Consider the following 25,015-nt stretch of genomic DNA (forward strand, 5'->3'; position numbering starts at 1 on the left):
CCCGTAAGGAACCCGGATGACGGCACCCACCGCCCCCGAAACGGCGGTCGAGCACTCCCCCGTCCTCGTCGACCACGCGAGGCTGCGCACCGCGCTCACCGATCTGTTCGCCGGCCACGGCATCCCGGCCGCGCGGGCCCGGCTCGCCGCGGACGCCCTCTGCCACGGCGATCTGACCGGCCTCGACTCCCACGGTTTGTTCAACCTCGGCCGGCTCTACCTGCCGTTGCTCGCCTCGGGTCGCTGCGACCCGCGCGCCGAGCCACGTACCCTCACCGATCTGGGTGCCTGCGCGGTCGTCGACGCCCGCCGCGCCCTGGGCCTGTGGGCCGCCGCCGAGGCCATGGACGACGCCGTGGCACGTGCCGGCCGGCACGGTGTCGGCCTGGTCTCGGTGCGCGGGGCGACCCACTTCGGGTGCGCCGGCTTCCACGCCGCGCGCGCCGCCGAGGCCGGGATGATCGGCGTGGTGGCGAGCAACTGCGGCGGGCAGCGCATCGCGCGGCCCCCGGGCGGCGCGCTGGCGATGCTCGGCACCAACCCGCTCAGCGTCGCGGCGCCCGCCCTCGACGGACATCCCTTCCTGCTGGACATGAGCACCACCGTCGCGCCCACCGGCAAGGTCCGTGTCGCCGCCCGCCGCGGCACCTCGGTGCCCGCGGGCTGGCTGGAGGACACGGCGGGCGCCCCGGTGACCGACCCGTCCGCCTTCGACCGCGGCGAGGCCTTCCTGCGCTGGCTGGGCGGCAGCCCCGAGACCGGTGTCCACAAGGGCTACGGGCTCGGCATCGCCGTGGAACTGCTGGCCGCCGTGGTCTCCGGCGCGGCCCTGGGGCCCGCGCCCGCCGCGCTGGAAGGCGACGGCCGGCCGCACGGCAGCGACGACGACATCGGCTTCTTCCTGCTCGCCATCGCCCCCCAGGTGCTGCGTCCCGGCGCGGACGTGGCCGGCACGGCCCGGTCCCTGTTCGGGACGCTCGTCGACTGCCCGCCGCTGCGCGAGGGCGAACCGGTGCGCTATCCGGGCTGGTGGGAGGCGGAACTCGCGGCCGAGCGGCGCCGCGACGGCATCCCGCTGCCGCCGCACCTGTACGAGGAACTGACCGCCCTCGGTCTCCTCGACGGCTCCGGGAGCGGCCGATGACCGGGCCCCTGCGCCTCGGGGTGGTCGGCCTCGGCGCCATCTCCCCCTACTACCTCGCCGCCGCCGAGCGGCTGCCCGAGTGGGAGCTGGCCGCCGTGTGCGACGCCCGCGCCCAGACCCTGGACGGGTTCGGTGGCACGGCGGCACGCTTTCGCGACCACCGGACGCTGCTGGCCGACGCCCGGCCGGACGCCCTGGTGGTGGCGGTGCCCAACGACGTCCATCTGCCGGTGTGCCGGGACGCCCTGGCCGCCGGCGTCCCGGTGTGCGTCGAGAAACCCCTCGCCCTGACCGCCGCCGAGGGGCGCCTGCTGGTGGAACTGGCGCGGCGTCACGACGTCCCGCTGATGACGGCCTTCCACCGCCGGTACAACACCGCCGTCCGTGACCTCGCGCGCCGGACGGCGGGCCGGGAGATCCGCTCGGTGCGGGTGCGGTATCTGGAGCGCATCGAGGAGCATCTCGGCGGCGAGGACTGGTACTTGGATCCGGGACGCTGCGGTGGCGGCTGTGTGGCCGACAACGGCCCCAACGCCCTCGACGTGGTCCGGCTGCTGCTCGGCGACCTCACCCTGACCGGCTGCGAGATCCGGCGCGACGGCTTCGGCGTGGACCGCCACGCCGTGCTCCGGCTGCGCGGGCGCACCGGGGCGACGGCGTCGGTCGAGCTGGACTGGTCGTATCCGGGTGAGCGCAAGGACGTCGAGGTGGAGCTGGCCGACGGGGAGGTGCTGGACGCGGACATGCTGGCCGGGCATACCGCCTTCAAGGGGTCGCTGTGGCACGAGTACGAGGCGATCCTGCGGGAGTTCGCCGTGCTGGCGGGGACCCGGGCGCCGGCCGGTCCGGGGGCGCACGGTGGCCTTCAGGCACTGGAGCTGGTGGAGGAGGCCTATCGTCGCGCCCGGCCCGCGGTCGGTACGGCGATGACGGAGGCGGACCGGTGAATCCGGCGGAGGACGGCACCAAGCGCCTGGTGCGCGGTGCGCTGGTGAAGGTGCTGGTGCACCGGCGCACGGACCGCGGCATGCGGCTGGAGGAGCACGCGGCGCGTTGTGTGCGCCGGGGTGAGGTGCACGAGCTGGTCACCACCGACCAGTGGGAGCCCCGCCCTGGTGCGCGGATCGACCGGGTGGGCTTTCTCGGCTTTGTCGAGCTGGGGTGCGGCGGCGTGATCGACCGGGGGGACGTGGTGCGGATCGGGGATGCGGTGGTCGGCACCGTTCTCGGCTTCGACGCCTGCCATCTGCCGAATCACCACAACATCCTGATTCATGCCGAACACCCGGTCACCGGGCGGGACCTGGGCCTGCGGCCGGAGCTTCCCGTCTCCTTCGCCCAGGGGCGGCACGGCGAGGACCGTACGGCTCGCTGATCCCGGGCAACGGCGCGGGGCCCATGGACCTGGCGGGGTCCATGGGCCCGTGTGTCGCCGGACCCGTGCGGGTCGGGCGGGTCAGCCGAGCAGTTCGACCTCCAGCTGGCCGAAGTGGAACTCCCGGACGACCTGGAGGAGTTCGTCCTCGGACAGCTGGCCGTCGTCGTTCTTGTCCACCTTCTGGAACGACTCGCCGGCCTGGGAGACCGGGACGCCGACGGCGGACAGCCAGGCCTGGAACTCGCGGGCGTTGATCTGGCCGTCGTGGTCGTCGTCGCACAGGCGGATGAGCGCCTTCACGATGGGCGACAGGGCGCGGTTGAAGCTGGCCTCGCCCTCCTTGAACAGCATGTCCCCGGTGGCGTCGAGGAACTGCTGCCGGCTGATGGCGCCGCCGGCCTCGACGCCGGCCTTCTGGGCCAGGTACTCGTACAGGCCCCTGAAGGCGTTGTTGAGTTCCTGTACTTCGGGCGAGTCGGCGTTCTTCCCGAGGTTCTGGGCGATCCGCTCGGCCTCGCTCTCGAAGTCACCGGCGTCGAGGACACCGTTGCCGTCGGTGTCCCACTTGTCGAAACGCTTGGCCAGACGCTCGTTGGCGACAGAAGTGCTCATGTGTTTCTCCTTGATCCGGATGGTTGCACAGCGATGACGGACCGCGGCACTTGGGCAGGGCCGCGACCGCGCAGGGCGGTGCCCTTGCGCGGGCTCTGGGGGCCGGCGACGGGCCGGCCGAAGGGTGCGCCGGACGGGACCGGCGGGAGAGAAGAGATCAGAGAAGGGTGACTCTGCTGCCCACGGCCTTGCCGCGGGTGTCCAGCAGGGCGCAGCGGGCCTGGCCGAGCGCTTGGCCGGCGTAACAGGCGTGGTCTTGCAGGAGGACGGCCACATCGGCGTGGGCCATGGCGTCCTGGAGGTTCTCGGCCCGTGGCAGGGTCCGGCCGCCGACGGTGAACTCGGCGACGTAGGGGTCGTGGTACCGCACGTCCGCGCCCGCGGCCAGCAGTCCGGCGGCGATCCGGCGTGCCGGTGTCTCGCGGATGTCGGCCACATCGGGTTTGTAGGTGACGCCGAGCAGCAGGACCCGCGCTCCCTCGGGGCGGCCGTGCGCCTCTGTGAGCAGGGTCAGGGCGCGGTTCACGACATGGTCCGGCATGCGACTCAGTACGTCCTGGGCGGCTGCCAGCGTGCGGAAGGCGAAGCCCTGGGATTCGGCCCGGGTGGCCAGATAGCGGGGGTCGACGGGGATGCAGTGCCCGCCGATGCCGGGTCCGGGACTGAACGGTGCGAAGCCGAAGGGTTTCGAGGCGGCGCAGTGGAGTACGTCCCAGATGTCGATGCCCGTCTGGTGGCAGAACAGGGCCACCTCGTCGACCAGGGCGATGTTGACGTAGCGGTAGGTGTTCTCCAGGAGTTTGGCCATCTCGGCCTCGCGGGTGCCCCGGGCGACGACGAGCTGGTCGACGAACCGGGAGTAGAACGCGACGGCGTGCTTGGCGCACAGTGCGGTGCAACCGCTCACGATCTTGGGGGTGTTGTGGATGTTCCAGGTGGTGTTGCCGGGGTCGATGCGCTGGGGGGAGAACGCCAGGTGGAAGTCCTCGCCGGCCCGCAGTCCGCTGCCGCGCTCCAGCAGGGGTCGTACGACGTCCTCGGTGGTACCCGGATAGCTGGTGGACTCCAGGACGACGAGCATGCCGGGGTGCAGCCAGGCGGCGACGGCCTCGGCCGCGGCCTCGACGGCGGACAGGTCGGGCAGGCCACCTTCGGTGAGTCCGGTGGGTACGCAGATCACCACGGTCTGCGCGCCCTCCAGTACGGCGGGGTCGTCCGTGGCGCGGAAGCCGACGTCCAGCATGGCCGCGACCTCGGCGTCGCAGACCCCGCCGACGTGGGAACGGCCGTTGGACAGGCCCTTCACCACCGTCTCGGACACGTCGTACCCGGCCGTCGCCAGGCCGGCCGAGACCGCGGCTCGGGAGAGCGGCAGCCCGACGTGCCCCAGCCCCATGACGACGAGTTCGGCGGCCATCTGTGCAGGTTCTCCAGGGTGTGGAAGCGGGTGTGCGACGAGCGGGGCGGGCGGGGCTCAGGCGGAGAAGCTGCCACTGCCGGGCGCCACGTGGGAGCCGTGCCCGGGGGGCACGACGAGGCCGGGCGTCAGGCAGAAGGGGTCCCCGTAGACGGTGACCGGCCGGTCGGTGCGATTCGCCAGCACATGGGCGTCCAGCGGGAGTTTGTGGCACCCGTTCGGGTCGTGATAGACGGTCAACGGCGTCAGTTCCGTCCTGAACACCACGACGTCGCCCTCTTCCGCCGCGCCGGCGGTGCCGGCGGTGGCGCATACCGCGAACAGAGCACTGGCCGCGGCGAGCAGGGCGATACGGGTACGGCGCATCTATTACTCCATTTCAGTGGCGTCGTTGAGTTGATTATTTCTGGTGAGGCACCGGATAAGCACGGGACGACGTGCATGCACCTGAACCGGCGACACGGTCAAACGAAATTGACGAAAAGGGGATCGTGGTGACGGATCAGCGCGCGCACAACCGGTCCAGTGCCGCCTTGCTCTCGTCGTCCGCGGCGCGGAAGATCACCAGTCGCTGGTCCGGGTCCTGGAGCGGCGTCAGCACCTCGAAGCGGACCGTGAGCACCCCGGCGTCCGGATGCCGCAGCACCTTGTCACCGCGGCCGTTCACCTCGATGTCCCGTTCGTTCCACAGGCGCGCGAACTCCTCATCGGCCGCGATGAGTTCGGCGATGAGGCCGGTCAGCGCCGGGTCGTCCGGATGCGCGGCCCACGCGGCGCGCAGGTGGGCGATCCCGTCGCGCACGACGCGTCCCCGGTCGACGTACAGCTCGCGTGTCTCCGGGTGCGTCAGGCAGACCCGTATCGCGTTGCGCCGCGCCGGGGGCAGGGTGCCGAAGTCCACGAGCAGCCGTGTCATTTCGTGGTTCCAGGCCAGGATGTCGTAGCGGTGGTTCAGCAGCATGGCCGGCAGCGGCGACAGATCGGCGACCAGCCGGGCCAGGGTCGGTGCCGCGGTGGTCGTGGGCTCGTCGGGGTTGCGGGGGCGCTGCCCGGCCAGGCCGAAGAGGTAGGCGCGTTCGGCGGGGGCCAGGCGCAGCGCCCGGGCCAGCGCGTCCACCACGTCCGCCGAGGGCCGCGGGCCGCGCCCCTGTTCCAGCCGCACGACGTAGTCGACGCTGACGCCTGCCAGGTCCGCGACCTCCTCGCGGCGCAGTCCCGGGGTCCGCCGGGCCCGCCGGGGCGAGGGCAGACCGAGTGCGCGCGGGTCGAGCCGTTCGCGGCGGGTCCGCAGGAACGCGGCGAGTTCCTGTGTGGTGTCCACGGTGTGGGTCGTCATGTCCGTTGCAACCGCCAGGGTGGGACCGGCGTTCCCAGGATCCTCTCTCCCTTACCCGCCGCCCGCCGCGGTCACAGTCTTGTTCCCGGCAACCGATCACGAACACGGAGGACACGATGTCGCTCACCCTCGACACCTACCGGCTGCTGGGCCGCTCGGGCCTGCGGGTCTCACCGCTGGCGCTGGGCACGGCGACCTTCGGCACCGACTGGGGCTGGGGAGCCGAACAGGACGAGGCACGCAAGCTGTTCGACCTCTACGTCGAGCGGGGCGGCAACTTCGTCGACACCGCCGGCACCTACACCGACGGCAGCTCCGAGCGTCTGCTGGGCGCCTTCTCCCGCGGCAGGCGCGAGCGCCTGGTGCTGGCGACGAAGTACACGACGCTGCGCCGGAGCGACGACCCGAATTCCGGGGGCGGTCACCGCAAGAGCCTGTTCGGCTCGGTGCACGCGAGCCTGCGGCAGCTCGGCACGGACTACATCGATCTGCTCTACCTGCACGTGTGGGACTTCACGACGCCGGTCGAGGAGATCCTGCGCGGCATGGACGATCTGGTCCGGCAGGGCAAGGTCCTGTACACGGCGATCTCCAACGCCCCGGCCTGGCAGGTGTCGCGCATGCAGACGATCGCCGATCTGCGCGGCTGGTCACCGCTGGTCGCGCTGCAGATCGAGTACAACCTGGCCGAACGCGCCGGGGAACGCGAACTGATCCCGATGGCCCGCGAGATGGGGCTCGGGGTGATCCCCTATTCGCCGCTGGCCGGCGGGGTGCTCACCGGCAAGTACCGCCGCGCCGACCTGGCCACGCCGGACGCGGCGTCCGGCCGCAAGAGCCTCAACCTCGCCCTGGGCACGCTCACCGAACGCAGCCTCGCCGTCGCCGACGTCGTGAAAGAGGTCGCCGCCGAGCTGGGCCGCACACCCGCCCAGGTAGGTCTGGCCTGGACCCTGCGGAATCCGGGCGTGACCGCTCCGGTCATCGGCGCCCGCACCCCCGCCCAACTGGAGGAGAACCTGGGTGCGTTGGAGGTCGAGTTCACCGCCTCCCAACTGGCCCGCCTCGACGCGGCCGGCGCCGTCGCACTCGGCTACCCGCACGACATGCTCGCCAGCGCCCACATCCGGGAGGTGACCGCGGGCGGTCTGAAGATCGAAACCCGCCGCTGACGCGGGCCCCCGGGACGCGTACGGCGCCGCGGCGGTGGCCCGGTTCCGACACCTCTGGACCGGGAGCCGCGAGCCTGGTGACCCTCACGGTGCGCTGACGCGCGGAAGCCGGGGCACCGGGTCCCCGGCCCGCGGGTACGCGGCGGCCCCGTGGTCCGCCGTCAGCTTGTTTTTCAACCAGGTGGTTGGTTGAGCGACGGGTTGAGTGTCGGTGCTGACCCGTAGTTTGAGCAGATGAGCCGGGACGTCTCGACGCCCATCGCTCTTGCTGCGGTATTGGAGCAGGCGACTTACTGCTGCTGGGGCGGATGGGGGTCCCAGCCGACCGCAAACGACCACGTGACGTTGGGCTCGGAAATGAAGCGCAGCGAACTGGTGGAATGATCCTTGGACATATGGATTTCGTTCATCGCGGGCAGAACCCTGCCCTTTTCGCACAGCAGCGGAAAGGAGATACCGGTTGGCTGCACCTGGACGGTCAGTCGACCCGGACTTTGGCAATTGATCGCGATCGCCAGAGTCTTTCCCGCCTTGATCCCACCTGGAATCGGATAGATGGCACTTCCCTTGACTGAAGTGGCGCCGGTCAGGGGAGTGATGCCGTCCGATCCGATCGCCGGGGCCTTGTGGACGGAAGGACTGCGAGGATCAGTAGTTGCACTGGTCGTCGAGGGGGTTGCCGGTGGCGCGGTGTGGTGGGCAGATCGGGTTGCCGATGGCGTGTCGTGATGACCGGAGCCGCAGCCGGCCACCCCCAGGGCGCCAGTAAACACGCAAACGGCTATGCGGGCGGCCCGCCATGTGATCGCCATCAAGCGTTCAACTCCCGGATGTACCAGCCGACGTAATGAGGGGTGTAGCTCGCAGCAGGCTCTTCGATGCGGTTGAGCAGTTTGGGGAAATAATGTAGCTCGCACCCTGGTTCCGCGGTCGGTGGACATGGAATTACCCAGCTTCGCACGGCCAAAGCCCGCCGGACGTCGGGAGGTTGGCGCGATCGTTGTCCGGTAGGGGCCAGGGCTTCGGCGTAGTCGGCTGATGTCCGTTTTGTGATCACCCGAGGCCGAGGAGGGTGAGCGGGCGTCGTGGGTCGCGGGCGTTGCGGCGAAGGGCGGCGGCGATGTTGGTGACACCGTCAAGCTTCAGCGCGCCGATGGCCAGGTTGCGCCAGGCCGCCATCGCGCGGGGCGCGTTGCCGGTCCGCAGCTGGGAGGCGTCCTCCGCGAACGTAGTGTCCCGGACATGGTGCAGCGCCTCCACGTTCCAGTGGCGGCGAACCGACTCCGCAAGCTGGGCCGCACTGGCCTGATCGGCGGTGAGGCTCGTGACCGCGTAGACGGTCTTGATGGTGGTCTTGCCGGTCTTTCGGTCGGTGCGGCGGCGCTTGATCTGGATAGCCTGGCCGGCGCCAGGGAACAGCAGGTTGTCCACCGTGGCGACCTTGATCCGGCGGATCTCGGAGCGTCCGTGGCCGTTCTCCTTCGTGCGGCCCAGGAGCGGGATATCCCTCCAGGGAAGGGACGTGAGCTGCTTGCGCAGGTTCTTCTGATTGCCCTTCACGATCACGATGTAGTGGGCCTTCCGCCCAAGGAGGTACTCGGCGTGCTCGCGCTGGGTGTGCATGGCGTCGCTGGTGATGACCACACCGGCGAGGTCGGCGACGGTGTTCAGCAGGGGCTGGAAGCAGGTGATCTCGTTCGTCTTCTCGCCGACGTCCATCTGGGCCAGGACCAGACCGGTGGTGTGCTCGACGGCGGCGAGAAGGTGGATCTTGCGGCCTTTCGCCTTGGCGGCGCCACGCAGGCTCTTGCCGTCCACCGATACCCCGCGCAGGTCAGTGGCACCGGTTGCTTTCGGGCGGCGGTCGGCGAGCCAGCGACCCACCGCCTGGTCCAGCGCGTCGCCGTCGATGCGGGTCAGCAGCCGGCGGACCGTCGACTCGGCGGGTACCAGCCGCCTGGGCATCAGCGGAGCCGGCCGAACACCGAGACGTTCCAGCACGTGGGCCGGGGCATCGGCGATCCACTCACCGACCGCCAACAGCGAGGTCGCGCCGGTCAGCACCGCGCACGCGGTCAGCGCCAGTACGACGGCCAAGGCATGGCGCACTCCGCGGGGGTGGCGCGGGTCCGGCACCTCGGCCAGCCGCTCCAGCAGCCCTGGGATCTCGTCGGGGCTGGGCGCGGGCTGCTCGCGGAGCTGGTCAAGGGCAGGTGGGATCGGTGATGATGCGTCGGCAGGCACGGTCTTCCACTCGGATCACAGGGCGTAGAGACTCCATGATCTTGGAAGCCGTGCCTGTCGTGTTCTGGGAGGTAGCCGTCCGACTGGCTCTGGCCACGAGACCGGGTTCTGGCTCGCTTTCCGTGAAGACGGCACGCTGAGTGACGACTGACGCTCGGATCAACCTCCCGGAGGTTGCCTGAAAATGATCAGTACCAACCTTGGGGTGGCCGACAGTTCAGCGTCGTGGAAGAGACACCGCTCCGACTGGAGGGGCTGTTATTCCCGGCGATCGCGGACCTGGCGGTGCTGTCGGTGAACGTGAACAGCGAAGCTGTACACGTCGAGGCCCGCAGTACGGCGGCCGAGGCGGGGTGTCCGGGCTGCGGGAGCCAGTCGAGCCGAATACACAGCTCCTATTTGCGCTTTCCCGCCGATGTCCCCAGCGCGGGGCGGCGGGTGGTTCTCTGCCTGCGGGTCCGCCGGTTCTTCTGCCGGAACGCTGCGTGCGGACGACGGACGTTTGTCGAGCAACTACCGGGCCTGACCCGGCGGCACAGCCGGTGGACCGAGCGCCTGCGTTCGACGCTGGCCGCGGTCGGCCTCGCCCTGGCCGGCCGGGCCGGCGCCCGGATGGCACGAGTCTTCGAGGTGTCCGTCAGCCGCAGCACGGTGTTGCGGCTGCTCACGGCCTTGCCGAAGCCGGAGGCACCGTCCCCACGGGTGGTCGGCGTCGATGAGTACGCGACGCGCAAGGGCCGCGTCTACGGCACGGTTCTGGTCGATTGCGATACCCGCCGGCCGGTGGACCTGCTGCCCGACCGGGAGGCATCCAGCCTGGCCGAGTGGCTGGCGAAGCGCCCCGGGATCGAGGTGATCTGCCGGGACCGGGCTCCGTTCTTCGCGGAAGGCGCCACGGCCGGGGCACCCCAGGCGATCCAGGTCGCGGACCGATGGCACCTGTGGCACAACCTCGGCGAGGCCGCCGAGCGGGCCGTTTCGCACCACCGCCAGTGCCTGCGCGCCCTCGTCCCCGAACCGGCCGGAAAGGAAACCGATGACCCCACTTCGCCCGAGGAAGCACCCACCTCGCCGTGGAAGAGCGACCGGTTCGCCAGCCGCATCCGGGCCAGACACGCCACCGTCCACGCCCTGCTGGAAGCCGGTCACAGCCGCCGCTCCATCGGGCGCCGGCTCCACATGACCCACCGCACCGTCAAGAGCCTCGCCGACGCGGCCAGGCCGGAAGACCTCTTCCGCGGCCAGTGGCAGCACAACCGAACCTCCGTCCTCGACGAGTACAAGCCCTACCTGGACGAGCGCTGGGACGAGGGCTGCACCAACGCCTGGAAGCTCTGGGAAGAGATCGCTCCCTTGGGTTACCGAGGAAGCTACGGCCGGGTCAGCGCCTACCTGCGGGAAAAGCGCACCTCACCGCAACCGGTCACCGCACAGCCGCCGGCACCCCGCGTGGTGACGAGATGGATTCTCAGTCGCCCGGAATCCCTCACCGAGAGCGAACAGCTCCGGCTCAAGGCCGTCCTGGCCAACTGCCCCGAACTCGACGCCCTGACCGGTCACGTCCGGTCCTTCGCCCGGATGCTCACCGAGCGCCAGGGCGAACGGCTCCCGCAATGGCTCGACGCCGTCCGCCAGGACGACCTGCCCAGCCTCCACACTCTCGCGGCAGGCATCGACCGAGACCGCGACGCGGTCATCGCCGGACTCACCCTGCCCTGGAACTCCGGCGTCGTCGAAGGACACGTCAACAGGATCAAGATGCTCAAGCGCCAGATGTTCGGACGTGCCGGCTTCGCACTGCTCCGTAAGCGAGTCCTCCTCGCCCCATGACCGATGTCAGACGCGCCTGGAATCCTGCCTCCATCCGAGACAGCCATACCAGGAGCCATGCATGGGAACGTGGGGAACCGGCCCGTTCGACAGCGACCTCGCCGCAGACTTCGTCGATGAACTTGAGGGGCTCACCCACCAGCAGGTCATCGACGTGCTTGAGCGGGCATTCCAACGAGTCACCAGCTCAGGAGCACGCGTCGATGGTGGAGACGGCGCCGAAGCCGTTGCTGCTGGTGCCCTCGTCGCCAGCACCATCCCGGACAGCCCCATCACGATCGATCCAGAGGACGGTCCGAGGGAACCGCTGCCCAAACTACCGGCATCACTCCGCGCGTTGGCCAGGCTCGCACTGGACCGGGTACTCCAGGACGGATCAGAAATGGCGACGGGGTGGGTGGACAGTACCGACGCCGACCAGTGGCGTCAGGAAGTGCAACGGATCCTCCAGGCACTCGAAGTACCCACTGGTCACTAATCGTGACCACGTCACGGAAAGCGAGCCAGAACCCCAGACCGGACGGCGTTTGTGCATCGGTTCGGGAGGCATCTGGCCGCCGTGAGCGAGTCGAAATGTTCACCGGGTTCGACGGCGCCAGGGCGCTCGGCAGGGACGCCGAGCAGCCGCTGGCGACAGTGGCTGACGAGATTTGGGAACGAAGCAGCGGTTCGCGCGTGGTGCCGGCCGGCCGTGTCCTATTCGCGGATGCCTGCGGCTTCGATCGCCCGTCGGCGGGTTGCCCGTGCGGTCGCTTGCGACGCGGTGACCAGGATGACGAGGGCGCAGAGCGCGATGGTCCCCCCGATCTGGGTCCCCGGGATCACCGTCGGTGCTGCGGTTACGAGTTTGCTCAGCGAGGCGTGCTGGGTGACCGCGGCGAGGCCGGTCGCCACGGCGGCGAGGACGGTGCCGACGACTACCGCGATGGCCGACTCGGCCGCGGCCACCTTCACGATCTGGCTGCGCACCGTACCGGCCAGCCCGAGCAGGGCGAACTCCCGCCGTCGTCCGGCTATCGCCATGATCAGGGTGTTGGCGACGGCGATCAGCGAGTAGGCCAGCGCGATTCCGAGGATGATCACGGCGGCGTTGTTCGTCTGCTCGGCGGCGTGCGCGCGCTGGGCCTGCAGGTAGGCGTCGTAGGTCGTGACGTGTGCGCCGGAGTCGGCCAGCGCCTGGTTCACCGCCACCGTCTGTTGCTCGTCGAGCGGCTGGCTCGTGCCCGTCTGGGAGTCGAGGTAGACCCGGCTGGGCATCACCGCGCCGGTCAGCGACGCGGACAGGTAGGTGTCGTCGCCATTCAGGCCGCGTGCGACGATGGCAGCGATGACGGCCGTCACCCGCGTGCCGGTCGGCAGCAGGGTGACCACCTGGTCCCCGACCGAGAGACTGTCGGACTGGGCCGCGTGCTCGTCGATGACCAGGAAGTTCTCCGGCAGTGAGGTGAGCGAGCCGGAGAGCACGGGCGGCGTGACGGTGGTGCCCAGCGTGGACGCGGGCACCGCGTTCGTGCTCAGCGAGTCGATCTGCTCGCCCTTCGCGGTGCCGATCCGGATGTTCATCGAGGTGACCGGGGTGACCCGCACTCCGGGCACGGCCGCCAGCTTCTCCAGCGTCCGCGCGTCGATCCCCGTGCCGCCGGGCACCACCACGCTGGCCGCGTGGATCTCCTGCTGCTGGCGGGCGAGCACCACGGCGTCACCGGACTCCTGCATCGTCAGCAGGGTGGCGACCAGTCCGACGGCCACCACGATCGGCGCCACCGTGGCGGCCGTACGCCGCCGGGAGGTGAGGATGTTCTCGCGCACCAGCAGCGGGCCGGCCTTGGCCGAGCCGCGCAGCGGGCCGATCAGCAGCCGGGTGATCGGCCGCAGCAGGATTGGGGCCAGCAGGGTGACCGCGCCGACGTATAGGACCGGGACCACCTCGTACTTGCGGGCGCTGGCCGCCAGGTACGGCTCGCTGCGGGCAATGACGGTCCCCGCGACGACGGCGCCGATCAGCATCCCGATCCCCAGCAGCCAGCGGATCGGCGTCATCACGCGGCGCTCCACCACGCTCTCGCGCAGCACCTCGATCGGCCGGATCACCGAGACCCGGACCAGGGTGGCGGCCGAGCCGGCCAGCGCCGCGGCCACGCCGATGACGAAGGAGATCAGCAGCGGCAGGGGGTTGAAGGGGATGGTGAACCAGGACGGGGCCACGTTGTGGTCGAGCATCCAGGAGCGCAGCGGCACGGTGCACAGCGGGGCGAGGACGCAGCCGGCGACCGCGGCCGCTAGGCCGATCAGCAGTGCCTCGCCGAGGACCATGCGCCGCACCTGGCGGGGTGCGGCGCCCACCAGCCGCATCAGGGCCAGTTCGCGGCGGCGCTGCTCGGTGGCGAAGGCGAAGGTCGCAATGACGACGAACACCGCGACGAACACCGCGAGTCCGGTCGTGCTGCCTGCCATCGCCTGGGCGTTGGCCAGGGCCTGGGCGCCGCCGGTGGAGTCGGTGTCGAGGCGGGTCAGGTCGTCGCCGGTGAGGACCACGGCCTGGCCGCCCACGAGGGCGGACAGCTGCTTGGTGTTCTGGTCGGTGACCAGGGCGTTGACGCCGGGCGACAGGCGCTCGGCCTCGGTGTCGCTGAAGAAGACCGCGCTCTCGAACCGGAGCGCGCCGGTGACCCCCACCACCCGGTAGTGGCCGGCGCCGTCGGAGGTGGCGGCCTGGACCTGACGCCCGATCAGTGCCTGATCACCGCCGACGACGATCTCGTCCGCGGCCTGCGGCGCGCGCCCGGCCACCAGGTGGTAGCCCGCGAAGGCGGCCGAGGACCACGGGTGACCGGTCGCCCCTGAACCGGGGTTCAGCCGCACCGGGAAACTGCGGTCGGGCGTGGCCTTGCCCGCCGCGCTCACCTTCGCCACGACCTCGGCCGGCAGCACCGCCGGGGCCTTCATCGCACGCCCCTCGAAGCCCTGCGGCGCGACCACGACCTGGGCTTCCCTGAACCGCTGCGGCCCCGGATGCGGCGTGCCGAAGGTGGCCGCCAGGGTCAGCGTCATCATGCCGATCATCGTCGTGCCGAGCGCGAGGGCGAGGAAGGCGCCCACGAAACCCATCAAACGGTGACGCAGCGTGGCTACCGCGATCCTCAGCACGGATTCGCCTCGCTCCCGCCGGGCTCCAGCGAGGCCATCCGCAGGGCCACGGTCTCAGCCGTCGGCTCGAACAGCTCGCCGATCACCCTGCCATCGGCGAGGAAGACCACCCGTTGCGAGTACGAAGCGGCCACAGGGTCGTGCGTGACCATGATCACCGTCTGCCCGTGCTCCTCGACGACACCGCGCAGCAGCGCCAGAACCTCCCGCGCGGTACGCGAGTCCAGCGCGCCGGTCGGCTCGTCCCCGAAGATCACCTTGGGCCTGGTCACCAGCGCACGCGCGATGGCGACCCGCTGCTGCTGACCACCCGACAGCTCGGCGGGCCGGTGCCCGCCACGCTCGGCCAGACCGACCTCGGCCAGCCCCCGGTCGATCGCCTCCGAGTCGATCTCCCTCCCGGCCAACCGCAGCGGCAGCTCGACGTTCTGCCGGGCCGTCAGTGCCGGGATCAGGTTGAAGGACTGGAAGATGAAGCCCATGTGCTCACGGCGCAGCTCGGTCAGGGCGCGCTCGGACAGGTCGTGCAGCGGCGCGCCGTCGAGCAGGACCTGGCCCGCGTCGACCCGGTCGAGGCCCGCCGCACACTGCAGCAGCGTCGACTTACCCGAACCCGAAGGGCCCATGATGGCGGTGAAAGTGCCCGCCTCGAAGTCGACGTCCACCCCGTCGAGCGCCTGCACCCGATTGTCGCCACGACCGTACGTCTTGTGCACGGCGGCCAGGCGGACAATGTCGCCCACCCTCTCCGCACCGACGAAGGCCGGGCTCGAAGCCCGTGCCGGTAGAACCTTGTTCCGGAACACTCGCTCGCCTTTTCCATAGGGGCATCGGTCGGGGGCATCGGTCACCCGCCGCACCGACGCTAGGGCTGTTCGCGGCATCCACGCCTCCGGACTGCCCCTGATCTCGACCCTGAGGAACCCCTGACTCGGAGCTCCTCACTCGAGTAGGTGGCGGCCGTGCGGCGCAGACACCCGCAGCCCGCCACCGGCGGCCGGGTGCTGTTCGCTCTCATGGACATCGAACGCGGCCCGGTTCGAGTGTCGGCGAAGTGTTGAACTACTGCTGCCGGATCTCGTGAAGAGAACCAGTCCGACAGATCAGCATGAACCGGACGTCATCTGACTACGCCGAAGCCCTGCGGTAGGGGCCGGGGCGCGCAGGTCCGACTCCCGTGAGTGCAGCTCACTGCTGGATCGGGCCTACGCTCCTCAAGCTCGGGCTCGGAACGCGGTCGGTGTCTCCGCGGTGCGGTGGCGGAAGAATCTGGCGAAGGCCGTCGCACTGGGGAAGCCGTGCCCGTTCGAGGCCGCGACCTGCTGGATGGTGGTGTCCATCGACCGCGAGAAGCTGGTGGCTTCGCGGACCACACAGGACGAACTCGTGCGGGAGGTGGCCGAAGCGCTCTTCGACTCGCACGCCGGATGGCTGGTGCCCAAGGTGATCCTGGTCGGCGACGACATCGGCCGTCCCGGCGCAGTGATCGGCCGCTCTGGCGGCGGCCCGCTGTCGCATCCGCACCACGAAGACGAGGCACGTGCCGGGCAGCGCGCCCGCGGGGCCGGGCCGACTGGCACCTTCGTACGGACCGACTGCGTGAGCGAGGCGGCTGCCGGACCGGACAACCGCCTCGCTCTACACTCTCTCCCGCCCGCTCAGCCGCGGACGATGTTCTGCGCCTGCGGGCCCTTCGGGCCCTGGCCTATGTCGAACGTGACGTGCTCGCCCTCGGTCAGCTCGCGATACCCGCTGCCCTTGATCTCGGAGTAGTGCGCGAAGACGTCCGGACCCCCGCCGTCCTGCTGGATGAAGCCGAAGCCCTTCTCGGCGTTGAACCACTTCACGGTGCCGCTGGCCATACCTGTTGATCCTTCATTCACGCCCGGGAACAGCCCTTCACCCGGGCAAGCTCCGGCTCGCGCAACCGCACGAACCAACACCCGTACTACCCCGCAACGGGACACTCATACGGCCGACGGCACGGCCAGGCAGTCCACGGTCCGACACTGCGCCACGTCAGCTTCCGGGGCTCGGGTGATGTCGCGGCGGATCCTGAGCGCCCTGCTTGATGTCGTTCGACTGCTTGATGTCGTTCGACCGCTTGGCGGAGCGGGAGCGTCGATGGGCTGCGACTCGTTCGCGGGTCGCGCACCGGCGGGAGCAGTAGCGGCGTTCCGGACCGCTGCCCTGGGTGATGAAGACGTTCTCGCAGCTGGGTGATGCGCAGATCCTGCCGGGCGGGCGCTGGCGGTCCCAGACGAGGACGGCCAGGGCCATGCAGGACGAGGCGAGGAGCCACTCAGCCCAGGGGGCGTTGTCGTCGCGGTCGAGGTGGGGATGCCAGGAGGTGCTGCCGCCGTGGGAGGTCAGGCGGAGAGGTCCGGTGTGGTCCTGCAGGAGGCGGTTGAGGGTGGCCGCGGCGTCATCGGCGTGCTCGGCGGCGAAGACTTGCCGCAGCAGGGTGGCGGCCGCGCGCATCCCGGCAACGTCGCTGGTGGTGAGGTCGATGGGGTCGGTCTCGCCGTAGTCGCGGAGCACGTCGGCGACGTCGGCCGGGTCGGGGTGGTCGTCGGCGAGGGCGTTGATCAGGGCGGCGGTCCGTCGAGCCGTGGTCAGCACGGAGTGCCGGGTGGCCCAGTCGTCGCGGTGGGAGAGCACCTGTGGAATGTAACGCATCTTGCTGAGTTTTGAGTTATCTACGTAACGTCTCGCTGATGACTAGGCGTTACTCACTCAGCTTGTATCTCGCTGGAGCAGTGGCAGCTCGTGCCGGGGACGAGATGTCGGGACCGGCACTGATGCTGGCGGGATTCGCCCTGACCGGGTCGACCGTTGAAGCGTCGTCGCTGCTTGCGGGCATCACGATCGCTGCCGCGGTGGGAGGGCCGGTGCTCGGGGTGCTCCTCGACAGATCGGGACGACCGGGACGCCTGCTGGCCGGGGCTCTTGTCCTGTATGCGGCGGGGCTGGGGGTGATTCTCGTGGGACTCGGCCGGTTGCCGTTCGGTGTCACCATCCTGACCGCCGTGGTGACGGGACTGCTGGGGCCGGCGCTGTCAGGGGGGTGGACGGCCCAACTGCCGCGTGTGGTGCCTGGCGACCGCCTGCCGCGGGCGAATGCGCTCGACGCCATGACGTTCAGCGTGGCGAGTCTGGCCGGTCCGGCTCTCGCCGGCGGTGCGGCGGAGGTGTTGGGAGCCCCGTCGGCCGTGGTGATCTCCGTGGTGCTCATCGCTTCGGCGCTGCCCGCCGCGTGGATGCTGCCTGCCCGTCCGGGGCGGGCGCGGGGCGCCCGGAGGGCCTCGGTGATCAGCGACCTTACTGCCGGAATACGGCTCATCGCCGGAAGGCCGCCTCTGGCCCGGGCGACCCTCGCCTCCGTCGTCTCCTGCGTCTCCCAGGGCATGCTGACGGCGTGCGTCCCGCTCCTGGGCGAGCGTGCCCTGGGCGGAGCCGGCCGCGGCGCGGTGCTGCTCTCCTGCACGGCGACCTCCGCCCTGGTGGCCAATGCCGTACTCGCCCGGTTTCCGCGTTCCGTCGCCCCCGACACGATCATCTGGGCCGGCGTCTTGGTCCAGGCTGTCGCGTTGGCCTTGGCCGCCGTGGGGCCACCCGTAGTGCTCATCGTGGCCGTACTCGCAGCGGGGGTCGGTGAAGGTCCCCAGCTGGCCGCCTTGTTCGCCATCCGCCACCGGGAGGCTCCGGAGCAACTGCGCGGCCAGATCTTCACCACCGGCGCCAGCTTGAAAATCACCGGATTCGCCCTGGGGGCAGCGGTCACCGGACCGCTCGTGGCCTGGTCCCTGCCAGGCGCTTTGGCCCTCGCAGCGAGTGTGGCGGTCCTCGCAGCGCTGGCTTTCCTCGCGATCCCGTCGGAAACCATCGACTCGTCCGAGCGCCACGTTTGTTGAGTTCAGCCGGGCCGTCCTCTTCAGGAGGGCCCCGAGGACGCCGTCCGGGACCGGCACCGGCACCGGCAGGAGGGGCGCGCCGGCCGCGCCGTGGCGCGGGCGGGGTCGGCGTACGGCGACGCCCTTTCGCGCAGGACATCCGGCCGCCCGGGGGGCGAGGATGGGGAACGGAAGGGTCGCGTCATGGCACGGATGCTGGTCGACGGTGACGACGTGGTCGTGCGCCTGGCACTGCGCGAGCGGGCGGCCGCACGCCGGCGCGAGGTACGGGTGCCGCTGGCGGCGGTACGCCGGGTGACGGTCGAAGCCGATTGGTGGCGTGCGCTGCGCGGGGTCCCCCGGCGCGGCGTCTCGGTTCCCGGCGCCCGCAGCACCGGCACCCGACGCCACCAGGCGGGGGTGGACTTCGTGGTCGTACGGCCCGGCGAACCCGTCGTGTGCGTCGAACTCCGGCCGCCCGCTCCCTTCCGCCTCCTCGCCGTCCGCGCACCGACCCCCGCGGCGGCCAGGGCCGTGGCCCGCGACCTCGTCCGGGCCGCACCGGGTCTCGACACCTCCACGCCGTGCCGCCAGCCGCTCCCGGTGCCCGAGGAGGATCCGGGCGGGGCCACCACCCCGCTGCCGGAAGCCGCGCCGCTCCCCCGGGGCCGCTGAGCCGACGGCGCCCGGACCACCACGACCGGACCGGTGTGTCACCCCTTCGGGCGGTTTGCTCCTCACCGCTCCGCCCGGTGGGCCGCGGTGCCCCATGCTCCCTGCGGACCGTGGCCTGCGGTCCGCAGGAGCGAGAGAGGCACTTCGATGAGCGCAACGCGACGTTCGGTGCTGGGCGCGGCCATGGCCGCGCCGTTACTGGCGCAGTTCACGGGTACGGCGGCCGCCGACACCGCCGGGCTGGGCACGGTGTCCGACGGCTGGATCGAGGTCCGCTGGACCGAGCGGGCCCAGGCGCTGCTCGACCGCTTCCAGGCGGTGGTGGAGCCGGTGGCCCCCGCCCGGTTGGTCGAGGACGCCAAGGGCAAGGCCATCCGGTTCCCCGTGCGCTCCGGGCAGGGCGACCCGGCACTGGCCGACCCGCAGCGGGCGCACGGCGACGCGCGGCTCGGCGGCGGGGTCCAGGTGCGCACGCCGGACGCGACCGTGCGGGTGACCGATCTGGAGGGCGTGCTGCGGGACGGACTGGCGTCCGGCAAGGCCGTGGCGAACGGAGTCGAGGTCGGGCACCGCGCGGTGGTCCGGCCGGAGTGGCACGAGGGGGTGCTGAGGACGGAGAGCGTGCCGCTGGGCGAGCCGATGAGGGTCCGGATCGCCGATGTGCCGCTGCGGCCCACACCGGAGATGGTGGAGGCGTTCGCCGGCACCTTCGGCAAGGCGGACTTCACGACCGCCACGGTGCTGGGGCATGTGACGGCCGAGGGCGTGTACACCCCGCCGAAGGCGTGACGGCCGGACGACCGTGAGAACCGGAAGACCGTGACGACCGGACGAACGAACGGGCGGACGAACAGACCGGCGGACGAACGGACGGCCGGAATACCGTGATCGGGACGCTGGGCCCGATGTCCGCCGGCCCGGCCGGTCAGCCGGTGTGCGCCCGCTTCCCGTGTCCGGTCTGAACGGGCAGGGTGCCGTCGCCGCCGAAGCGGCGCGCGCGTGCCGCGTAGGCGGTGACGGCCTCCCGCAGCCGCGCCAGGTCGTAGTCCGGCCACGGGACGGGGTCGAAGACCATTTCCGCGTAGGCGAGGTGCCAGGGCAGGAAGTTGCTGATCCGCAGTTCGCCTGAGGTACGCACCAGCAGATCGACGTCGGGCAGTTCCGGCACGTACAGGTGCCGGGCGAGATCCGCGGGGCCGATGTCCTCGGGCCGGATCGCGCCGGACACCGCCTCGGCGGCCAGCGCGCGGGCGGCGGCGGTCAGTTCCTCCCGGCCGCCGTAGTCCACGCAGACGGTCAGCATGAGCACGTCGTTGTGGCAGGTCATGCTCTCCAGCAGCGCGATCGAGGACGCCAGCGAGGGGTCGATCCGGTCGCGCCGCCCGCACCAGCGCACCTGAACACCGAGGCCGTGCAGCCACCGCGCGTCCCGGGCGATCCCCTCGGCGAGCGCCTCGAACAGCGCGGTCAGCTCGTCCTGTGAGCGGTCCCAGTTCTCCGTGGAGAACGCGTAGACGCTCAGGTGCCGGATGCCCAGCCGCAGGGCCGCGTTGACCAGCCGCAGGGTGGCGCGCTCGCCCGCCCGGTGGCCCTGCGCCGGCGGCAGCCCGCGGGCCCGGGCCCAGCGCCGGTTGCCGTCCATGATCACCGCGACATGCCCCGGTACCGCTCCCGGAACCGGCCGGGCCCGGCGCCGGCCGGGCTCGCCGTCGAGCCGCACCGGTTCGATGCCGGCCGTCAGCACCTCGGAGCGCAGCAGGGTGACCTCGTCGTAGTACGTCTGCGCGCCGAGCAGCAGGGAGTGCACGAACGGCTGGTACGCCTTCCCCACCATCCCGGTGACCGGCACCACCTCGTCCAGCAACGCGCGCCAGTGGGCGAGCTGGACGTCCACGAACGCGTCCAGCCTCTCGCGGGGCGCGCCGCGCCGCAGATCGCCGGGCTCCAGCCCGAACCGGCGCAGATCGCCCCGGGGCAGATAGCAGCGGCCCGCCGCCAGATCGGCCGGCAGGTCCTCGAACAGGTCCCCCAGCTGACAGGCTTCGGCGAGCACCGAAACCAGCCGCAGGGCCTCCGGCCCCCGCGGCTCCGCCAGGGCGGCCCACAGCTCGGCCGTGGCCCCCGAGCATCCCCGCAGATGGCGTCGCAGGTCGGCGAAGGACTCGAAGTCCGGTACCGCCGCACAGTCCGCGGCGACCGTCTCCAGGTGCTCCTCGACCAGGGCGCGGTCGAGGTCCCATCGGCGCACGGTGTCCACGAACGCGCGCCGCACCGGATGCCCGCTGTGCCCGCAGCTCAGATCGGCCATGGTGCCGGCCCGCCAGCGGGCGAACCGCTCCACACGGTCCCCGGGCGAGCCCTCGTCGGCGATCCGGTCCGTGCGCACCGCCCAGCCGGCGATCGCGTACACGAACGGGCGGACCGCTTCGGGCAGGAGTGCCCCGATCGCCGTCCACAGCCGGCCGAGGTGCCGCCGCACCTCGGCCTCGCACACCTCGTACGCCTCGCGTAACTCCGGTGTGTCCCCGAACCCCTCTGCACTCCCGCGCATGTGCGGGCCTCCCCTCCGGCCGCCTCGGGCGGCGGCCTCCGAAGTGCCAACGACCCACGGGCCCCTTGGTGGCGTACCGGCCGGCCCCGCTCCGCGGCGGACGCGGGGCGGGCGGTGCGCCGGGCCGGCCGGGAGACGCGCTCGGCGCGCGCACCGGCGGCCGGGCTTCGGCCCTTCGAGTATCCGGTCCGCCCGCACCCGGGCCCGCGGAGTGTCGTACCCGCTCGGGACGGCCGTCGGCGGTGCATGGTGGACACCGCCCCCGCGGCCGGCCGCACGGGGCACGGGGGTGCAGACACGAGTGGTCGACCGCGGCATCCGAGGAGGCGAACGGGGTGAGCACCGACCGGGCCGATGCCGCGGCACAGCGGCTGATGCGCGCGGCGCAGTACTTCTTCCCCGGCACCCGGCCGGCCGACCGGCGGGTGCTGTTCCGGGAGGGAGGGCGGGCCGCGGAGGAGTTCTGCCGGGAGCGGTGGCGCCACGACCGGGACGTGCGCTCCACCCACGGGGTGAACTGCACCGGGTCGCGCTCGTGGCGGGTCGTCGAGGACGTCCTGTCCACCGGGGAGACGCAGGCGGCCGACTACCCGTCGGTCGGGCCGGATTCCCCCGAGCACGAGCCCCGGGGCTGCCCGCGCGGCGCGTCCTTCTCCTGGTACACCTACTCGCCCACCCGCGTCCGCTCCCCGTATGTGCGCGGCCCGCTGCTCGACCTGTGGCGGCGGGCGAAGGGGCGGCACGCGGACCCGGTCGAGGCGTGGGAGTGGCCGACGGCCGATCCCGCGCGGTGTGCCGCCCACAAACGGGCGCGGGGCAGGGGCGGGTTCGTGCGCTGCGACTGGCGGGAGGTCACCGAGCCGGTGATGGCGGCGCAGGTGCACACCGTGCAGCGGTACGGTCCCGACCGGATCGTGGGGTTCCCGCCGATCCCGGCGATGTCCATGGCGTCGTACGCGGCCGGGACAAGGTGCCTGTCGGTGATCGGCGGCACGATCTCCTCGTTCTACCGCCGCCCATCCCACCGAACCCGGCACCAGCGGACGCCGCCGGCGCCGCATCGGCGTCCGCCACTGACGTCCGCCACCGACACGGAAACGGCACCCGCCATGCAGCAGCTGTCCCTCGACGCCCGCGCCCGCGAACACCTGGAACGGGCCGCCGCTTCCTCCACCGGCCGCAGCGCCGAGACCCTTTACGGCGGCCATGACCACTCCCTGCGCCGGACCCTCGTCGCCCTGCGCGCCGGCACCGCGCCGGCCGACCACGAGAACCCCGGCGAGGCCACCGTGGTCGTCCTGCGCGGACGGGTACGGCCGCACCGCGGGGACGAGGTGTGGGAGGGCATGGCCGGTGATCCGCTCGTCGTGCCCCCGGCCCGGCACGGCCTGGCGGCCCTCGAGGACTACGCCGTGCTGCCGACCGTCGTCAAGGCCGCCTGACCCCGGCGCGTGGAGGGCGTTCATGACACAGACACGTTCAGGGCCGGGTGGCCCGGATGTCACCACCCGTGAACCCCGGGTGCCCTCGGGTCAGCGGATCCGGGACTATCTGACGACCACCGACCACAAGAAGATCGCCCACCTGTATTTCGTCACCTCGTTCGCGTTCTTCCTGTTCGCCGGCGTCCTCGCGATGATCATGCGCGCCGAACTGGCCCGGCCGGGGCTCCAGTTCGTCACCAATCAGCAGTACAACGAGCTGTTCACGATCCACGGCACGATCATGATGCTGCTGTTCGCCACCCCGACGTTCGCCGGGTTCGCGAACGCCGTCATGCCGCTGCAGATCGGGGCCCCCGACGTCGCCTTCCCGCGGTTGAACGCGCTGTCGTACTGGCTCTTCCTCTTCGGGGGGCTGATCGTCCTCTCCGGCTTCCTCGTCGACCAGGGCCCGGCGCCGTTCGGCTGGTTCGCCTACGCGCCCCTGAACAACGCGGTGCACTCCCCCGGCCACGGCGGCGATCTGTGGGCCATGGGACTGGCGGTCGCGGGGGTGAGCACCACGCTCGGCGCCGTCAACTTCATCGCCACGATCGTGTGTCTGCGGGTGCCGGGGATGACCATGTTCCGGATGCCGATCTTCACCTGGAACATCATGTTCACCTCGATCCTCGTGCTGCTGGCCTTCCCGGTGTTCACCGCGATCCTGCTGGCGCTGGTGGCCGATCGCGCCTACGGCGCCCACATCTTCGACTCGGCCTCCGGCGGGGCGCTGCTGTGGCAGCACCTGTTCTGGTTCTTCGGCCATCCGGAGGTGTACATCGTGGCGCTGCCGTTCTTCGGTGTCGTCACGGAGATCATCCCCGTGTTCAGCCGCAAGCCGGTCTTCGGATACGTCGGCATGGTGGGCGCCACGATCGCGATCACGATGCTGTCGGCCGCCGTGTGGGCCCACCACATGTTCGCCACGGGCGCGGTGCTGCTGCCCTTCTTCTCCCTGATGTCCTTCCTGATCGCGGTCCCGACCGGCGTGAAGTTCTTCAACTGGATCGGCACCATGTGGCAGGGCAGCGTCTCCTTCGAGACGCCGATGCTGTGGTCGGCCGGCTTCCTGGTGACGTTCCTGCTCGGCGGGCTCAGCGGCGTCGTCATCGCCTCGCCGGCCCTGGACTTCCATCTGACCGACACGTACTTCATCGTCGCGCACCTGCACTACGTGCTGTTCGGCACGATCGTCTTCGCCATGTTCGGCGGGTTCTACTTCTGGTGGCCCAAGATGACGGGGCGGATGCTCGACGAACGCCTGGGCAAGATCCAGTTCTGGTCCCTGTTCATCGGCTTCCAGACCACCTTCCTCGTCCAGCACTGGCTGGGCGAGATCGGGATGCCCCGCCGGTACGCCGACTACCTGCCGGCCGACGGCTTCACCGCCCTGAACACCATCTCGTCCATCGGTTCCTTCCTCATCGGGCTGTCCACCCTGCCCTTCCTCTACAACGTGTGGAAGACCGCCTACTACGGGCGCAAGGTCGACGTGGACGATCCCTGGGGCTGGGGCCGCTCCCTCGAATGGGCGACGTCGTGCCCGCCGCCCCGGCACAACTTCACCTCGCTGCCCCGCGTACGCTCCGACTCCCCCGCGTTCGACCTGCACCACCCCGAAGTGCGGCAGGAACTGCCGGAGCCGGGCCACGGCACGGTGGAGCCGACCCCCGACACGCTGGGAGAGCAGAGCGAATGAAACACGAGGCGTACCTGTTCGCCGGGGTGGCCCTCTTCTTCCTCCTCACCGACGCCGCCTACATCTGGTTCGCGCGCGAACCAGCGGGCATCGCCGCGCTGACCGTCGCCTTCTGCATGTCGTCGGTGATCTCGTTCTTCTGCCTGATCAACTACCGGCGCAAGGGCGGGCGCCCCGAGGACCGGAAGGACTCCGACATCCGTGAGCGCAGCGGCATCGTCGACTTCTTCCCGCCCTCCAGCGGCTACCCGGTCGTCACCGCGCTCGGCGCCGCCGTGATCGCCGTCGGCATCGTCTACGGGGTGTGGGTCGTCCTCATCGGTTTCGGCCTGCTGTGGCCGGGCGTCTTCGGCCTGGTCTTCCAGTTCGGGAACCGGGAGATCCGGTGAGGCGGACGCGGCCGCTCCCGGCCCGGTGACCGGCCGCGGCGGGC

22 protein-coding genes and 2 pseudogenes are annotated in these 25,015 nt (G+C 71.1%); 13 read left to right on the forward strand and 11 right to left on the reverse strand.

The window, feature by feature from the left end; translation table 11 throughout:
- Positions 1-16 precede the first annotated feature (16 nt).
- The 3 genes from FRZ03_RS33095 to FRZ03_RS33105 are packed head-to-tail and all read left to right on the forward strand — an operon-like array spanning position 17 to position 2,519.
- Positions 17-1,144, forward strand: coding sequence for an Ldh family oxidoreductase (locus tag FRZ03_RS33095; protein ID WP_146468754.1), 1,128 nt, complete (start codon positions 17-19; stop codon positions 1,142-1,144).
- Positions 1,141-2,091, forward strand: a complete 951-nt coding sequence (locus tag FRZ03_RS33100) for a Gfo/Idh/MocA family protein (RefSeq protein WP_146468851.1) — start codon at positions 1,141-1,143, stop codon at positions 2,089-2,091. The genes FRZ03_RS33095 and FRZ03_RS33100 overlap by 4 nt, the downstream gene beginning before the upstream one ends.
- On the forward strand, positions 2,088-2,519 hold the full coding sequence (locus tag FRZ03_RS33105; RefSeq protein WP_146468755.1) for a DUF6917 domain-containing protein: 432 nt from the start codon (positions 2,088-2,090) through the stop codon (positions 2,517-2,519). The genes FRZ03_RS33100 and FRZ03_RS33105 overlap by 4 nt, the downstream gene beginning before the upstream one ends.
- Positions 2,520-2,600: 81 nt before the next feature.
- On the opposite strand, the gene FRZ03_RS33110 is transcribed toward FRZ03_RS33105, so the two are convergent.
- From FRZ03_RS33110 to FRZ03_RS33125, 4 genes are all read right to left on the reverse strand, one after another.
- Positions 2,601-3,134: an EF-hand domain-containing protein gene (locus FRZ03_RS33110; RefSeq protein WP_146468756.1), complete on the reverse strand. Its 534-nt coding sequence runs from the start codon at positions 3,132-3,134 to the stop codon at positions 2,601-2,603.
- A gap of 157 nt (positions 3,135-3,291) precedes the next feature.
- Positions 3,292-4,551: a nucleotide sugar dehydrogenase gene (locus FRZ03_RS33115; RefSeq protein ID WP_146468757.1), complete on the reverse strand. Its 1,260-nt coding sequence runs from the start codon at positions 4,549-4,551 to the stop codon at positions 3,292-3,294.
- A gap of 57 nt (positions 4,552-4,608) precedes the next feature.
- Positions 4,609-4,917 (reverse strand): hypothetical protein, encoded by a 309-nt coding sequence (locus FRZ03_RS33120; protein WP_146468758.1) that lies wholly within the window; start codon positions 4,915-4,917, stop codon positions 4,609-4,611.
- A 136-nt stretch (positions 4,918-5,053) separates the two neighbouring features.
- Complete coding sequence (locus FRZ03_RS33125; protein ID WP_146468759.1) at positions 5,054-5,887, reverse strand: helix-turn-helix transcriptional regulator; 834 nt, start codon at positions 5,885-5,887, stop codon at positions 5,054-5,056.
- Between the two features lie 116 nt (positions 5,888-6,003).
- Here FRZ03_RS33125 and FRZ03_RS33130 point away from each other — a divergent pair, with 116 nt between their 5' ends.
- Positions 6,004-7,059: an aldo/keto reductase gene (locus FRZ03_RS33130; RefSeq protein WP_146468760.1), complete on the forward strand. Its 1,056-nt coding sequence runs from the start codon at positions 6,004-6,006 to the stop codon at positions 7,057-7,059.
- Between the two features lie 290 nt (positions 7,060-7,349).
- On the opposite strand, the gene FRZ03_RS33135 is transcribed toward FRZ03_RS33130, so the two are convergent.
- On the reverse strand, positions 7,350-7,871 hold the full coding sequence (locus FRZ03_RS33135) for a hypothetical protein (RefSeq protein WP_146468761.1): 522 nt from the start codon (positions 7,869-7,871) through the stop codon (positions 7,350-7,352).
- A gap of 400 nt (positions 7,872-8,271) precedes the next feature.
- Positions 8,272-9,303, reverse strand: a pseudogene (locus tag FRZ03_RS33140) (ISAs1 family transposase); the annotation flags it as partial.
- A gap of 225 nt (positions 9,304-9,528) precedes the next feature.
- Between FRZ03_RS33140 and FRZ03_RS33145 the strand changes: the two are divergent.
- Positions 9,529-11,133: an ISL3 family transposase gene (locus FRZ03_RS33145; protein WP_222443430.1), complete on the forward strand. Its 1,605-nt coding sequence runs from the start codon at positions 9,529-9,531 to the stop codon at positions 11,131-11,133.
- 61 nt (positions 11,134-11,194) lie between these two features.
- Entirely contained in the window at positions 11,195-11,611 is a 417-nt protein-coding gene (locus FRZ03_RS33150) for a DUF4259 domain-containing protein (protein WP_146468763.1), read from the forward strand.
- A 218-nt stretch (positions 11,612-11,829) separates the two neighbouring features.
- Here the strand turns inward: FRZ03_RS33150 and FRZ03_RS40720 are convergent, their stop codons facing one another.
- The 4 genes from FRZ03_RS40720 to FRZ03_RS33175 form a co-directional block, all read right to left on the reverse strand.
- Positions 11,830-14,241, reverse strand: coding sequence for an ABC transporter permease (locus tag FRZ03_RS40720; RefSeq protein ID WP_146468764.1), 2,412 nt, complete (start codon positions 14,239-14,241; stop codon positions 11,830-11,832).
- A gap of 32 nt (positions 14,242-14,273) precedes the next feature.
- Positions 14,274-15,014 carry an ABC transporter ATP-binding protein gene (locus FRZ03_RS33160; RefSeq protein WP_261399461.1) on the reverse strand — a complete coding sequence of 247 codons (741 nt, stop codon included), beginning with the start codon at positions 15,012-15,014 and terminating at the stop codon, positions 14,274-14,276.
- Positions 15,015-15,938: 924 nt separating this feature from the next.
- The gene (locus FRZ03_RS33170) at positions 15,939-16,142 is read right to left on the reverse strand and encodes a cold-shock protein (protein WP_146468766.1); all 204 of its coding nucleotides are present in this window, start codon (positions 16,140-16,142) and stop codon (positions 15,939-15,941) included.
- Between the two features lie 157 nt (positions 16,143-16,299).
- Positions 16,300-16,959, reverse strand: a complete 660-nt coding sequence (locus tag FRZ03_RS33175; RefSeq protein WP_146468767.1) for a CGNR zinc finger domain-containing protein — start codon at positions 16,957-16,959, stop codon at positions 16,300-16,302.
- 38 nt (positions 16,960-16,997) lie between these two features.
- Between FRZ03_RS33175 and FRZ03_RS33180 the strand changes: the two genes are divergently transcribed.
- The 3 genes from FRZ03_RS33180 (at position 16,998) to FRZ03_RS33190 (ending at position 19,637) form a co-directional block, all read left to right on the forward strand.
- The gene (locus FRZ03_RS33180) at positions 16,998-18,194 is read left to right on the forward strand and encodes an MFS transporter (RefSeq protein ID WP_146468768.1); all 1,197 of its coding nucleotides are present in this window, start codon (positions 16,998-17,000) and stop codon (positions 18,192-18,194) included.
- A gap of 183 nt (positions 18,195-18,377) precedes the next feature.
- A complete protein-coding gene (locus tag FRZ03_RS33185; protein ID WP_186785758.1) occupies positions 18,378-18,848 on the forward strand; it encodes a hypothetical protein in 471 nt (156 codons plus the stop codon).
- A 147-nt stretch (positions 18,849-18,995) separates the two neighbouring features.
- Positions 18,996-19,637: a hypothetical protein gene (locus tag FRZ03_RS33190; protein WP_146468769.1), complete on the forward strand. Its 642-nt coding sequence runs from the start codon at positions 18,996-18,998 to the stop codon at positions 19,635-19,637.
- A 136-nt stretch (positions 19,638-19,773) separates the two neighbouring features.
- Here FRZ03_RS33190 and uppS read toward each other — a convergent pair whose 3' ends face one another.
- Entirely contained in the window at positions 19,774-21,399 is a 1,626-nt protein-coding gene (uppS, locus tag FRZ03_RS33195) for a polyprenyl diphosphate synthase (protein WP_146468770.1), read from the reverse strand.
- 374 nt (positions 21,400-21,773) lie between these two features.
- Between uppS and FRZ03_RS33200 the strand changes: the two are divergent.
- The 4 genes and pseudogenes from FRZ03_RS33200 to ctaF form a co-directional block, all read left to right on the forward strand.
- Positions 21,774-22,409: pseudogene (locus FRZ03_RS33200) on the forward strand (molybdopterin-dependent oxidoreductase); the annotation flags it as partial.
- 99 nt (positions 22,410-22,508) lie between these two features.
- Positions 22,509-22,841: a cupin domain-containing protein gene (locus FRZ03_RS39880; protein WP_222443432.1), complete on the forward strand. Its 333-nt coding sequence runs from the start codon at positions 22,509-22,511 to the stop codon at positions 22,839-22,841.
- Between the two features lie 22 nt (positions 22,842-22,863).
- The gene (gene ctaD, locus FRZ03_RS33205; protein ID WP_146468771.1) at positions 22,864-24,582 is read left to right on the forward strand and encodes an aa3-type cytochrome oxidase subunit I; all 1,719 of its coding nucleotides are present in this window, start codon (positions 22,864-22,866) and stop codon (positions 24,580-24,582) included.
- Entirely contained in the window at positions 24,579-24,971 is a 393-nt protein-coding gene (gene ctaF, locus FRZ03_RS33210) for an aa3-type cytochrome oxidase subunit IV (protein ID WP_146468772.1), read from the forward strand. Before ctaD ends, ctaF begins: the two co-directional genes overlap by 4 nt.
- The last annotated feature ends 44 nt before the right edge of the window (positions 24,972-25,015 follow it).

This window comes from Streptomyces misionensis (genome assembly GCF_007896895.1).
GTDB classification, from domain to species: domain Bacteria; phylum Actinomycetota; class Actinomycetes; order Streptomycetales; family Streptomycetaceae; genus Streptomyces; species Streptomyces misionensis_A.